Annotated in this window: 12 protein-coding genes; 6 read left to right on the top strand and 6 right to left on the bottom strand. The window is 67.5% G+C overall.

The annotated features are described in order from the left end of the window. Positions 1 to 41 precede the first annotated feature (41 nt). The gene (locus tag DL990_RS24525) at positions 42 to 497 is read right to left on the bottom strand and encodes a MarR family winged helix-turn-helix transcriptional regulator (protein WP_125788561.1); all 456 of its coding nucleotides are present in this window, start codon (positions 495 to 497) and stop codon (positions 42 to 44) included. A gap of 87 nt (positions 498 to 584) precedes the next feature. Between DL990_RS24525 and DL990_RS24520 the strand changes: the two genes are divergently transcribed. Continuing rightward, positions 585 to 1,691, top strand: coding sequence for a cytochrome P450 (locus DL990_RS24520; protein ID WP_125800019.1), 1,107 nt, complete (start codon positions 585 to 587; stop codon positions 1,689 to 1,691). Between the two features lie 48 nt (positions 1,692 to 1,739). Here the strand turns inward: DL990_RS24520 and DL990_RS24515 are convergent, their stop codons facing one another. Together DL990_RS24515 and DL990_RS24510 are read right to left on the bottom strand one after the other, a co-directional pair. Beyond that, positions 1,740 to 1,946, bottom strand: a complete 207-nt coding sequence (locus DL990_RS24515) for a CsbD family protein (RefSeq protein ID WP_125800018.1) — start codon at positions 1,944 to 1,946, stop codon at positions 1,740 to 1,742. Between the two features lie 178 nt (positions 1,947 to 2,124). Next, positions 2,125 to 2,625: an ATP-binding protein gene (locus tag DL990_RS24510; protein WP_125788623.1), complete on the bottom strand. Its 501-nt coding sequence runs from the start codon at positions 2,623 to 2,625 to the stop codon at positions 2,125 to 2,127. 149 nt (positions 2,626 to 2,774) lie between these two features. On the opposite strand from DL990_RS24510, the gene DL990_RS24505 reads away from it, so the two are divergent. Both DL990_RS24505 and DL990_RS24500 read left to right on the top strand, forming a co-directional pair. Further along, a complete protein-coding gene (locus DL990_RS24505; RefSeq protein ID WP_125800017.1) occupies positions 2,775 to 3,386 on the top strand; it encodes a LysE family translocator in 612 nt (203 codons plus the stop codon). Positions 3,387 to 3,397: 11 nt separating this feature from the next. After that, positions 3,398 to 4,045, top strand: a complete 648-nt coding sequence (locus DL990_RS24500; RefSeq protein ID WP_125800016.1) for a B3/4 domain-containing protein — start codon at positions 3,398 to 3,400, stop codon at positions 4,043 to 4,045. Here DL990_RS24500 and DL990_RS24495 read toward each other — a convergent pair. Both DL990_RS24495 and DL990_RS24490 read right to left on the bottom strand, forming a co-directional pair. Beyond that, positions 4,032 to 4,961, bottom strand: a complete 930-nt coding sequence (locus tag DL990_RS24495) for a Ku protein (protein WP_125788566.1) — start codon at positions 4,959 to 4,961, stop codon at positions 4,032 to 4,034. The genes DL990_RS24500 and DL990_RS24495 overlap by 14 nt on opposite strands. Positions 4,962 to 5,019: 58 nt before the next feature. Next, the gene (locus DL990_RS24490) at positions 5,020 to 5,298 is read right to left on the bottom strand and encodes a YggT family protein (protein ID WP_125788567.1); all 279 of its coding nucleotides are present in this window, start codon (positions 5,296 to 5,298) and stop codon (positions 5,020 to 5,022) included. Between the two features lie 430 nt (positions 5,299 to 5,728). Here DL990_RS24490 and DL990_RS24485 point away from each other — a divergent pair, with 430 nt between their 5' ends. From DL990_RS24485 to DL990_RS24480, 3 genes are all read left to right on the top strand, one after another. Continuing rightward, the gene (locus DL990_RS24485; RefSeq protein WP_125800015.1) at positions 5,729 to 8,641 is read left to right on the top strand and encodes a BTAD domain-containing putative transcriptional regulator; all 2,913 of its coding nucleotides are present in this window, start codon (positions 5,729 to 5,731) and stop codon (positions 8,639 to 8,641) included. Between the two features lie 81 nt (positions 8,642 to 8,722). Then, positions 8,723 to 8,845 (top strand): hypothetical protein, encoded by a 123-nt coding sequence (locus DL990_RS42195; protein ID WP_255431388.1) that lies wholly within the window; start codon positions 8,723 to 8,725, stop codon positions 8,843 to 8,845. Positions 8,846 to 8,898: 53 nt separating this feature from the next. Then, complete coding sequence (locus tag DL990_RS24480) at positions 8,899 to 9,972, top strand: SagB/ThcOx family dehydrogenase (protein ID WP_125788569.1); 1,074 nt, start codon at positions 8,899 to 8,901, stop codon at positions 9,970 to 9,972. Between the two features lie 600 nt (positions 9,973 to 10,572). On the opposite strand, the gene DL990_RS24475 is transcribed toward DL990_RS24480, so the two are convergent. Next, the gene (locus tag DL990_RS24475; RefSeq protein ID WP_370451374.1) at positions 10,573 to 11,793 is read right to left on the bottom strand and encodes a DUF222 domain-containing protein; all 1,221 of its coding nucleotides are present in this window, start codon (positions 11,791 to 11,793) and stop codon (positions 10,573 to 10,575) included. Between the last annotated feature and the right edge of the window lie 325 nt (positions 11,794 to 12,118).

Below are 12,118 nucleotides of genomic sequence, written 5' to 3'. Positions count from 1 at the left end.
TCGCGGACTGGTCGAGTGGGTGAGAACACTCGAATGGGGTCTTACCCCTGCTCTTCGAGCACCTTGTCCATTGTGGACCGCAGATGCCGCAGAAAGCCCTCGAACCGTTCGATCTCCTCCGCCGGGTACTCCGCGACCAGCGCCGCGAGCCCGGCACTGAACGGGCCGAAGAACTCCCGCGCGGGACCTTGGATGTCGGGGCCGCTGCGCAAGGTCACCACCCGCCGGTCGGTGTTCTCCCGGGTGCGCACCACGTAGCCGAGCTTCTCCAGGCGGTTCAGCAGGTTCGTGGTCGCGCCGGAGGTCAGCGAGATGCGTTCGCCGAGCCGGGCCGGGGACAGCGGCGAGCCGGTGTCTTCGGCGTAGAGGATCTCCACCAGCGCGGCGGCGTCGGTGGCGTGCAGGCCGAGCCAGTTCGCGAAACGCCGGGTGAACTCGGTGTAATTCGCCCCGAAGCTCCGGAGGCCGTCCAGCAACGACGTGACGCGATCCTCCATCAGCCCTCCTCGACTCAGGTGCTTTGACAACCTACCGGTCGCAAATATACCTTCATCGTGAAGCTACTTTCTCATGAAGGAGTTCCCGTGCTCCCCGATCCGTTCGCCGCGAAGACCCGCGGCATCACCGAGCCCGATCCCGTCCGGCCCGCGCTGCGAGCCGCCGGCCCTCTCGTCGAAGTGGCCGCCCCCGAGGGCGGAAGCGCCTGGATCGTGACCGACGAGAAGCTGGCCCGTGCGGTCTTGTCGGACCCGCGCATCACCAAAGATCCCGCGCTGGCCCCCGAGGGGTGGACCGGACTCGAACAAACCGCCGCCGAACAGCCGTCACTCACCACACTGGACGGCCCGGACCACACGCTCTTGCGGCGAGCACACGCTCCTCTCCTGAGCGCCAAACGGATCCAAGCTCAGTCGGACCGGATCCACAAGATCGCGCACGCGCTGCTGACGGAACTCGGCGACGGAAACGTCGACCTCATGGACGGGTTCTCCACCCGTTTCCCGCTCACCGTGCTGCTCGACCTGCTCGGAATCCCGCTCCGGTTGCTCGACGCCGCCGTCGATGCCTGCCGCCGCATGTCCGACCCCGCACCGGGAGCCCAGGGCAAGGCCATCGCCGCGATCGCGGACCTCGCCGCCGAGGGGCTGACGCCGAACCGGAACGGGCTCGCGAAGGAACTGCGCGACAACCTCCCGCCCGAGACGTCCGAAGACGATCTGCGGTATCACCTGTTCGCGTTGATCTTCGCCGGGCAGCTGACCACCGACGCTTCGATCGGTTTCCTGATCTCACGGCTACTCGACGGGGACGCCGCCCCCGAGGGCGCTCTGGTTCGCGAAACCCTCCGGGAGCATCCGCCCGCCCCGTTCACCCTCTGGCGGTTCACGACCACGGAGATCGACCTCGCCGGGATCCGGCTCCCCGCCAAAGCGCCGGTGCTCGTCGACATCCAGGGCATCAACACCGCCCCGGCCAGGGAACCCGGTCCGGATCTGACCTTCGGCGCGGGCCCGCATTTCTGCGTCGGCGCCCAGCTCGCGCAGCTCGAACTGCGGGCGGTCGCGACGGTCCTGCGCACGGACTTCCCCCGAGCCCGGCTCGCCGTGCCCCACGCCGAACTCCGGCAGACGTTCCTCGGCGGCATCCAGGGCACGCGGCTCACCAGCCTGCCGGTGCTGCTGCACGGCTGAAAAGCGGGCCGGGGCGCGGAAAACCGCCGCCCCGGCCCGCGAGAGCCGCTACTTCTTGAAGGTGTCGCGGAGCTTGTCCGCCGCGTCGCCGACGGCGTCCTTCACGTTTTCGACGGCGCCCTTGAGACCGGCCTTCGCCTGGTCCGCCTGGCCCTCCGCGCGCAGTTCGTCGTTGCCGGTGGCGTCGCCGGCGGTCTCCTTGGCCTTACCGCCGAGCTCTTCGGCCTTGTTACTGATCTTGTCGCCCAACGACATCGGGTCCTCCTCCGTCCGTGGCGCCCGGATCGTGCGCCTACCCGGTAGGACAAGCGAAGATCCAGATCGTCATGCGCACGGACGGGTGATCGCTCTCACGGGAGCAGTGCGGCCACGGCCGCACCGGCGTGTTCGTACTCGATCTCCAGGACCGGCGTGGCGGCGCGCTTCGTGCCAGTCAGCCCGACCAGCCACTCAGCCGCGTCAAAAGCCGTTCCAGGACTTCGGGGTCGGCGCCGACGGGCGCGCCGGAGACAGGCTCGTCCACCAGGGTACGGCGGTCGCCCCGCCGCGGCAGCTGGACCTGTCCGGCGGACAGGCCACCGGGCAGCGGCAGCTCGCACCACGTGGTCACGCCGCCGGTCTTGCCCGGCGCCACCCCGGTCCGCTCACCAGGCGCGGGCGTGGGCGCGGGAAGCCCGTCCACGTCGTGGTCGACCTCGATGACCAGGACGTCCGAGCGCAACCGCAGTCTGAGCGTCAGGAACGGCGGCTCCTTCGGGTCGGCAACGTCGACGAGCGCGCCCACCAATCTGGCGGCGGCGGTCTTCGCCTGATCGAGCAACGGCCGCAAGGACCAGTCCGACAAGATGAGACGGACGAAAAGCTCGGAGCACAACACGGCATTCGGTTGTGCCACCAGCCGGAGGTCGTCCATCTGGGAAGTGCGCGCGCTCAAACCAAGGCCTTCCTCGTCGACGTGCGAGCGTGCATCATGCCACCCCATCCGGTGAAGCCTTCACGCCGCCTCACGCAAGCCTTTGGTCCAGTGGACCGGGCAGGCTTTGGCTCTGTTCACGGGGCCAAAGACCGCCCACAGTGATCGGCGTGAGCATCGCCTTCCTGATCACCACGCTGGTCGTGGTCGCCACGCCCGGCACCGGCGTGGTCTACACGCTTTCCGCCGGACTGGCCCGCGGCAGACGCGCGAGCGTCATCGCCGCGACCGCCTGCACCCTCGGCATCATCCCGCATATGGTCGCCGCGATCACCGGTCTCGCGGCACTGCTGCACGCGAGCGCGCTGGCGTTCGAGATCCTCAAGTACCTCGGCGTGGCGTACCTGCTCTACATGGCTTGGGCGACGCTGAGGGACCGGGAAGCGATCGTCGTGGAGGGCGATCCCGAACCCGTGTCAGCCCTGCGGACGATCACCTCCGGCGTGCTGATCAACGTCCTGAACCCGAAGCTGACACTGTTCTTCTTCGCGTTCCTGCCCCAATTCGTCCCGGCGGGCGAACCCGGTTCGATCCCCCGGATGCTGCTGCTGAGCGGGGTGTTCATGCTGGCGACGTTCGTGGTGTTCAGCGTGTACGGCATCCTCGCCGCCGGCGTGCGGCACCACGTTCTCTCCCGGCCGCGCGTGCTCGCCTGGCTTCGGCGGATCTTCGCCGGTTCCTTCGCCGCGCTCGGCGTCAAACTCGCGTTCACCACCCAGTAGACAGGTCCAGCATGCGACTCCAGCACCACCCCGAGATCCACGCCGCTCACCCCGGCCTCGCCGTCGGCACCCTCCAGGCGGGCGGTATCACCCCGGAAATGCCGGTCGACCTGGAGAGGTTCGTCGAACGAGCGACACGACGGCTGGCTGATGGCCCGGAATCGGAGTTCCCCGAGATCCAAGCCTGGCGGCGGGCGTTCGCCAGGATGGGCTTGAAGCCGACGCAGTACCGCTGCGCGTCGGAGTCCCTGCTGCGCCGGCTGCGGAAAGAAGGCTCGCTCCCCCGGATCCATCCGGTGATCGACCTCTGCAACGCGGTTTCGGTCGCCTACGCCATTCCCGTCGCGGTGCTGGACGTCGCGAAGATCAGCGGCTCGCTGGAGGTCCGCCACGCGCGAGGCGACGAGAAGTACGTGACCTTCGCCGGCACGGTCGAACAGCCGAACCCCGGCGAGGTGATCTTCGCGGACGAGGACGGTCAAGCCCACGCGAGGCGGTGGACGAACCGGCAGAGCGGGCACTCGGCGGTCTCCGCGACGACGTCCGAAGTGCTGATCGTTTCCGAAGGGCTGCACCCGACCGCGGCCGAGGACGTCCGGCTGCTGATCGAGGCCATCGCAGGCGAACTGGCGACGGCGGGCATCGTCACGAGGCCTTGAGCGCCTTCTCCAGGCCGGCCCGTGTCATCTTCGACCGTCCCTTGATGTCCCGTTCCCGAGCCAGCTTCTCCAGGTCCGCCTTCGACAACGAAGAGAGATCTTGCTTCGCTGGAGGCTTCTTCGCCCCGGACTTCTTCTTGGCCTTCCCGCTCTCCACGCTCTTCGAAAGCGCCTCGAACAGGTCGACGACCTTCGTCGGCTCACCGGGTTCGGTGGCGGGCGTGATGGTGTCGCCCTTCTTCTTGGCCTTGATCAGCTCACGCACACGGTCGGTGTAGGTGTCGCGGTACTCCTCGGGCCGCCAGTCGCCGCTCATCGCGTCGATCAGGTTGACGGCCATGTCGAGTTCCTTGCCGCGCGCCCTCGCCTTGCTGGGGAGATCCGGCAACTGCTCGGCGGGATCCCGCAGGTCGGCGGCGAAATGCAGGGTGTTGAGCACCATGACGCCGTCGCCGGAACGGACCAGGGCCAGGTACTCGCGGCCACGCATGACGAACTTCGCGATCCCGGCCTTGCCCGACGAACTCATCGCCTCGAGCAGAAGCGCGTACGGGCGTTCGAACTCGTCCTTCGCGGGCGCGAGCCAATACGTCTTGTCGAAGAACATCGGGTCGATGGCGTCCAGCTCGACGAAACTCTCGATGTCGAGCGACTTCGACCGCCCGGGAGCGATCTCGTCGAGTTCCTCGGGTTCGACGACCACGTAGTCACCGCTGTCGAGCTCGTAACCCTTGACGATGTCGTCGTAGCCGACTTCCTTGCCGGTGCGCTCGTTCACCCGCCGGTACCGGATGCGGTCTTCGGTGCCGCGCTGGAACTGGCGGAAGTGCACCGTGTGGTCCTCGACCGCGCTGTACAACCGGATCGGCACCGTCACCAGACCGAGTGAAAGCGAACCGCTCCAGACCGGGCGCATGGGCACACTCCTCTCCTCCCGCCACCTGGTACCCGCGACGGCGGCGGATCACACCTGGTCAGAGGCTGAAAGCGAGGGACTGCAGGAGAACGACCCCGAGGAACACCAGGGTGAAGGCGAGATCGAACGCCACCCCGCCGGCCCGCACCGGCGGGAGAACACGGCGGACCGGCGCCAGCACGGGCTCGGTCAGCCGATGGGCGATCCCGCGCGCCCGGAAGGACCAGGCCGGCGGACGGGTGGCGAGGTTGACGGTCCAGTCCAGCACCATCCGGACGACGAGCACGATCAGGAACAGGGTGAGCAGGACGCCCACAAGATAGCCAAGAGCACTCATGACGGCACACTCCTCTTTGTTCCAGTGTGCCGCGCTCAGCTGGGAGCAACCTGTGACGGGAAAGGGCTACCAGGGCGGTTGGCCACCCCCAGTTCGAAGGCCAACCGCCGCGGAGCCCCTACATACGGTTCGGCGCGCTGCCCCGTCGCGCCGACCCGCCAGCTGATGTCTTCAGCTTTCCAAGGCCCTGCATCGGAATTACATCGGCTCTCCACCGCCGGGCATCCGCGCAGTTCAGGGGCCGCCGGGCGTAGAATCGAACCGGTTCCAGGGCAGCCGAGCGCGCGCCCGTTAGGCCGAATGCCGTACGGCGTGCCCCCGCGCCGACCTGGCTGGAGGCCGAAGCGGTGGGCTAGGGTGCCGATCAGCCGGCGAACGGACTGGAGGTAGTGCGTGAGCACGCTCACGGTCTCGGACGACATAGTCGCATATGACCGCTGATCGTTTACCCGATTCGGCGGGATCTCCCCGGACCGCCGCCCACAGCTCCCAACTCGGCTTCTCCGTTCTCGGCCCGCTCGAAGCCGAGGTCGACGGCGTCCCCGTCCGGCTCGGCGGGCGCCGTGAGCAGCGTCTTCTCGCCGCCCTGCTGATCAATGCGGGCAGGCTCGTCCCGGTGTCGTACCTGATCGGCACGATGTGGCCGGAAAATCCGCCGAAGACCGCCGTCCGCCAGGTCAGCAACGCGATCGCGCGGCTGCGGCACGACCTCGGCGTGGCCCGGTCCGCCGTGGTCACCACCGGCTCGGCGTACCGCGTCGCCCTCAGCAGCGCCTCGCTCGACTCGGTCCGCTTCGAAGCGGACTACAACCAGGGCGCCGAACTCCTGGCGGCCGGGCTGATCTCGCAGGCGGCCGTCAAACTCGCGGACGCGCTCTCGCTCTGGCGCGGCCCGGCCTTCGACGGACTCGAAGGCGAGGCCATCGAGCAGACGGCTCGACGGCTCGACGAAGAACGCCTCGCCGCCTGCGAGCTCCTGATCGGCGCCAGGCTCCGGCTCGGCGAGACGGAGGCGGCGGCCCGCGAGGCCCTCGACCTCGCCGCCTGGCATCCCACCCGCGAAACCCTCCAGTGCCTCACCATGCTGGCGCTCTACCGGGCGGGCCGCGGCGCCGACGCGCTCCGGACGTTCGACCGGACCAGGATCGCGCTCGCCGAGGAGCTCGGCGTCGACCCGAGCGCCGAACTGAGCGCGCTGCACCAGCAGATCCTGCGCGCCGACGCCGAACTGATGGAGGACGGCGCCCTCGTCCGGTATGGCGTCGGCGGGCTCCGGGCCGGGATGGACACCGTCGGGCGGCGTGAGAACGCGGACGCGCAGAAGGCGCTCTTTCCCCGCCCCGCGCAGCTTCCCGCGGACCTCCCCGCGTTCGGCGGCCGCGCCGCGGAACTGCGGAGCGTTCTCGAAATCGGCCAGGACGGCTCCTCCTCGGGGCCGCGGCTGATCGCGATCGACGGGATGCCCGGTGTCGGCAAGACCGCGCTGGCCGTCCACGCAGCGCACCGGCTCGCCCCGTTGTTCCCCGACGGGCAGCTGTTCGTGAACCTCGAAGGCTTCTCGCCGGCGGGTGATCCGGTCGACCCGGGGTCCGCGCTCGAAGCACTGTTGCGATCGTTCGGCATCCAGGGTTCGGACATCCCCGCCGGGACCGAGCAGCGCGCGGCGTTGTTCCGCAGTTGTCTCGCCGGCAAACGCGTGCTCCTGGTGCTGGACAACGCCATCGGGGCGACGCAGGTGAACCCGCTGCTGCCCGGTTCGGCGAGTTGCTGCGTGCTGATCACCAGCCGCACCCGGCTCGTGGACCTCGACGGCGCCGAACTGCTGTCCCTCGAACCGTTCACCCGGGCCGACGCGGTGGACCTGCTCGGCCGGATCGTCGGCCCCGCCCGGCTGAAGCGGGAATCCCCGGACGCGGCCGACCAGGTGGCGAGCCTGTGCGGCGACCTTCCGCTCGCGCTGGCGGTCACGGCGAGCAGGCTGCGCGCGCGGGCCTCGTGGACGCTCGACTTCGTCGCCAGGCAGCTGCGCGACGAGCGGAACCGGTTCGGCGAACTCACCGCGGGGGAACGCGACGTCGCGGGCGCTTTCCGGGTGTCCTATCTGAACTTGAGCGAAACCGAACGCCGGGTGTTCCGCCGGCTGAGCCACCATCCCGGTGCCGCTTTCGACCTCCATTCGACAGCGGCGCTGGCCGAAGTGGACCTCGGGAAGGCCCGCCGCCTCGCCGAACGCCTCGTCGACGTGAACCTCCTGCGCCAGCCGTCGATGGACCGGTACGAGATGCACGACCTCCTCCGCAGCTACGGTCGCGAACTCCTGCTCGCCGAGGAGCCCGAACACCAGCGCGAGGCGATGATGCGGCGGCTGTTCGACTACTACCGCAGCACCGTCGCGGCCGCGATGGACTTCATCGACCCGGATTCCGAAGAGGAGCCGGGCGGCCTCGAGGTCCCGAAGAGCGAGTACGGACAGTCCTTCGCGGACTACGACCAGGCCGCGCACTGGATGGACGCCCAATGGCAGAACGTGCTGCCGGTGGCCGTCGCGATGAACAACCACCAGCACTATTCGGACCTCGTGCCGTTCTGCTCGGCGGTGTGGCGCTATTTCGACAACCGCGGCTACTACCGGCAGGCCAGGGAGCTGGAGACCCTCGCCCTGTCCGCCGCGCGGGTCACCGGGAACGTGGTCCTCGAGTACCAGGCCCTGCACATGTACGCGCTGACCCTGTGGCGGCTCAACGAGTTCACCGAAGCGAACCGGCTGTTCAACGAGGTGTTCGCACTGGCCGCGACCACCGGCGACGTCCGGATGCAGTGCCGGGCCAGGGGCAACTCGGGGGTCACCCACTGGCTCAAAGGCGAGTCGGACGAGGCGATCGAACACCTCGGCTGGGTCCGCGAGACCGCCCACGCCCACGGCAGCGTGCTCATCGAAGCCCGCGCCAGGCACCGGATCGGGCTGATCCACACCGAGAACAGGCGCTATCCCGAAGCCGCCGAGGAACTCGACGAGGCGCTGAGACTCGCGCAAGAGAACGAATCACCCGATCTCGAGGCGGAATGCTATCTCGCTCTCGGTATCAATTCGCGTGCACTCGGCGATGCCGCACTCGCGGTCGCCCAGTTCACCACCGCGGTGGAAGTGCTCGAATCGACCGGTAATCGCAGCATGCTGCCCATCGCCCACAAGGAGATGGCGGCGGCGTTCGACATTCTCGGTAAGCGACTGAATGCGGAACGTCATCGCCGCTTCGCATTGCGCTTGTACACCGATCTCGGCATTTCCGAGTCGTCAGAGGTGCGCGAACTCAAACAGCACCTGACTGATTACTCGGCGTAATTAGTCGTTCCGCTCCGGTACTCTGTTGGCGTAGGTATATTCGCTTGACCGGAGTAACCGCTCACGGAGAGGATCGACGGCATGCACGAGGAAGATGACGACGAGTTCTTGTACGAGCTCGAAGCGGAGTACAAGGCACAGAGCACCTGGGGTGGGTTCGAGCCGCCGCCGAACGGCGGGCCTCCTTTCCGCTCGCGACGCTGAATGACCTGACGTATTCGGAAAGTATTACTGGGGACTGGGGCGCAAGACATTCGATGCTGGTAAGGGTTTCCTCTTGCGGAACGCTCTATTGGTCCGATGGTGACGTCGTCTGGGACGACCACCTCGGACATCGCCAGCTCAAACTCGCCGAAGGAACCGAACGCGTCCTGCGCTGGTTCGGTTCTTGGCGAGAACCGGAATCGGTCCGCGCGGCGGACGAGAATCCCGAGATCGGGGAAAGGCTCGTCCGTATCGCGCGCGCGATGATCCGGTACGACGTGCTGGTGGTCAAAGGTTCCACCCGGCACCAGCGGGAAGAAGAGATCCTTCGGGATTGGGGCCCTTGGGGAACGTCCGCGAGGGCTTTTCACTATGGCACCCGCTCGTTGCGCGAGACCGAGTTCACGACCAGCGAAATGACGGCGAAATCCTTGCTGGAGAAGGCGAAGGCCAGCCCTCCGCCTTCTCCGGTGCGACCTTCGGGCGAGTACGAGACGATAGCGCTGCCCGAACCGTCAACGGAAGAACTGAACGCGATCGGACTCGGCGACGCACTGAACCAGCGCAGAAGCGTCCGCGAGTTCGGCGAAGAACCCTTGCGGCTGCGCGATTTGAGCGCACTTCTCACCGCCGCCCGGCCGACGAGACCGGAAACGCATCCCGACATCCCCGCCACCGGCAACGTCTTCAAGACGAGCCCGTCCGGCGGAGCGAGGCACCCGACAGAGGTGTACGTCTACGCGAGAAATGTCGAAGGCCTCGATCGGGCCGTCTACCACTACGACGGTTTCCGGCACGGCCTCACGCCACTGGACGGCAAGATCGACGACGACCAACTGATCGCACTCGCCGGCGACCAGCACTGGACCGGCAACGCCGGCGCGCTTTTGATCTACACGAGCGTCATCGAGCGAAACCAGTGGAAGTACCCGGTGAGCCGCACCTACCGGGTACTGCTGATGGACGTCGGCCACCTCAGCCAGACCGTGTACCTGCTGGCGACCGCGCTCGGCCTGAACGTCACGTTCACCGCGGCGCTCCGCGACGAACTGGTCGAGGACCTCCTCGGCTGCGATCCGGCGAACGAACTGGTGCTGGGGATGTCGGTGCTCGGTACCCGCGCTTGAGGGTCGCTCGTTTGCTTTGCTTTGCAGTGCGCCGCAGTGAGTTGGGGTGCTGCGGCCGGGTTCGTCTTTGTGCCGGCGGTCTCGTCGTTGCCGAAAAACAGCCACGGCACAAAGGGACCAAGGCGCCTGCGAACGACAACTCGCCGAAGCCCACGCCTGGTCGTCGCCGTTTCCGACGATGGCTCAGAAGGTGGGGTTCGCCAACCAAGCGGGGGCGAACCCTCGCGACTCTGCTCGCTGGCGTGGTCGCCGTGAAAGTGCCGTCCGAGGCAAGCCGATAGTCCAGCCGAGTTCGCCTTTGAGCGAGCTCGACCGCCTCACCGTTGCCATAGAACGGCCACGGCACGGGCCCAGACCGTCGCCATTTTCCGGCGACGTCCCAGAACTCGGCGGAGGTTCCTCGGCTAGCGGAGGGACCGTGGCAGCACGGGCAACGGCAAGTCATAGTCGTGGGTGGAGAAGCTGCCTTAGCGAAGCATCCGGCAACACCCAGAAAGCGTTCCTGCGCCGAAGAGTGCGGCGGCGCGGATGGGCCTTGGTGAGGCACCCCGCAGGTGAGGGTCTTGCCGGAGGAGGCCGTTGCCGTTTTCCGGCGATGGTTCAGAACGGTGGTGGCTCGTCGGCCGTCCGGGGTTCGTGCAGCGGTGGAGGCGAACTGTCGTAACGCTGCCCTGTCGGGGTGGTGACGGTGAGAGTGCCGTCCGCGGCAAGCCGGTAAATCCAGCCGGGTTCGTCTTTGAGTCGGTGGTCGCGGCGGCACAGGTCGATCAGTTCATCGGCGTTGGTGTGGCCGCCGAACTGCCATGGCACGACATGGTCGAGGTCGCAGGCTTGGGCGGGACGGTGGCAGCCGGGTCTTCGGCACTCACGATCCCGCACCCGCACGAACTCACCCACCCCCGCCGTCGGCCGATACCGATCCCGCCCCAAATCCAGCACCTGCCCCGACAACGGATCCGTGATGATCCGCCGCAACACCGTATCCGGCCCACCAGCGATCTCCCGCGCCACCGACGCCGGAATACACCCATGCCCAGCCAACTCCGCCGGATCCTCGTTCACACCGAGGTAAGTGTTCAGATCCATATAGAGGAATACCTCCGCCCGCTCGCTCTTGCCGCCCTGACCACTGAGCAGGAGGTCGAGGGCGACGTCGGCACGGAGCTGGTCCAGGGTGCGAGGCTCGTCGCCGGTCTTGAGGGCGCGTGCCTCCCGATCGATCCGCGTGTAGGCGGCGGCGACCTTCTCCACCGGCCCGTCCTCGACCTCGATCGACGCCACCCCTGCCTCGCCGTGGCGCACCGTGAGGCGGCGGCCCGCCCGAGAATGCTCAGCCCGGCGAGAAGCACCCTCCCGATCCACCGTCATCGCCGCATGACTCGCCGCCTTCCGGACCTGCTCGGAGTTCTTCCCCTCCAACCGGTCTTCCAACAACACGTCTGCGGCCCGGGCGTCTTCGTCGGAGAGCCACGACGTCGCCGCCGCCACTTTCGCCGCCCCGAACCCATCCACCACCCCACGGTCCATCAACCCGAGCGTCCGCGGCAACCGGGTGGTCAACGCCTCCGCGGTGGAAACCAGAGTGCCCGCATGACGGTCCACAACAGACAACGCGAACGCCACCTCCTGCACCACACTCGCCACCCCACCACGATGCCGCCCCAACTGTCCGATAGCACGGAACCGCACCGCCTCCAACCGTGCGATCCCCACCGACGCCGCCACCGCGACATCCACCACATCCTTATCCCCCAACGAATCCAGCGAACCATTAACCTCCCCCAACACATCCGACTCGGTCATTTCCTTGAGTAGCGCCACAACGGCGTCAGAAGTATCCACACACAGAACGTACAACCGACCACCGACAGTTTCCGAACCTCACGGGACGAGCTCATTGCCGATTTCCGGCAATGACACAAGCTGGCTCGGTAGTAGCGTCGCAACTCGCCCAACGATGGGGGCCAGGGCCGGGAAGTCCCGTGTACAAGGAGATATCCCGACATCTGGCCCCTGGGTGCTGCGGGTGTTGCCGTTTTCCGGCAACGACACAAACCGACCCGGTAGAAGTACCGCTACTCGCCCAATGGCGGGGGCCGGGAAGTCCCGTACGCAGGGGATCTTCCAGCGTCCGGTTCACAGGTGC

Source organism: Amycolatopsis sp. WAC 01416 (genome assembly GCF_003947485.1).
In the GTDB taxonomy this organism is placed as follows: Bacteria; Actinomycetota; Actinomycetes; order Mycobacteriales; family Pseudonocardiaceae; genus Amycolatopsis.
The sequence above is the reverse complement of the archived record's forward strand: the minus strand, read 5'-3'. Positions and strand labels throughout refer to the sequence as shown.

Bases quoted from the DNA above. Each gene is read 5' to 3' on its own strand.
- DL990_RS24525 (WP_125788561.1), bottom strand. From the start codon at position 497: ATGGAGGATCGCGTCACGTCGTTGCTGGACGGCCTCCGGAGCTTCGGG.
- DL990_RS24515 (WP_125800018.1), bottom strand. From the start codon at position 1,946: ATGTCGTTGGGCGACAAGATCAGTAACAAGGCCGAAGAGCTCGGCGGT.
- DL990_RS24500 (WP_125800016.1), top strand. From the start codon at position 3,398: ATGCGACTCCAGCACCACCCCGAGATCCACGCCGCTCACCCCGGCCTC.
- DL990_RS24495 (WP_125788566.1), bottom strand. From the start codon at position 4,961: ATGCGCCCGGTCTGGAGCGGTTCGCTTTCACTCGGTCTGGTGACGGTG.
- DL990_RS24490 (WP_125788567.1), bottom strand. From the start codon at position 5,298: ATGAGTGCTCTTGGCTATCTTGTGGGCGTCCTGCTCACCCTGTTCCTG.
- DL990_RS24485 (WP_125800015.1), top strand. From the start codon at position 5,729: ATGACCGCTGATCGTTTACCCGATTCGGCGGGATCTCCCCGGACCGCC.
- DL990_RS42195 (WP_255431388.1), top strand. From the start codon at position 8,723: ATGCACGAGGAAGATGACGACGAGTTCTTGTACGAGCTCGAAGCGGAG.
- DL990_RS24480 (WP_125788569.1), top strand. From the start codon at position 8,899: ATGCTGGTAAGGGTTTCCTCTTGCGGAACGCTCTATTGGTCCGATGGT.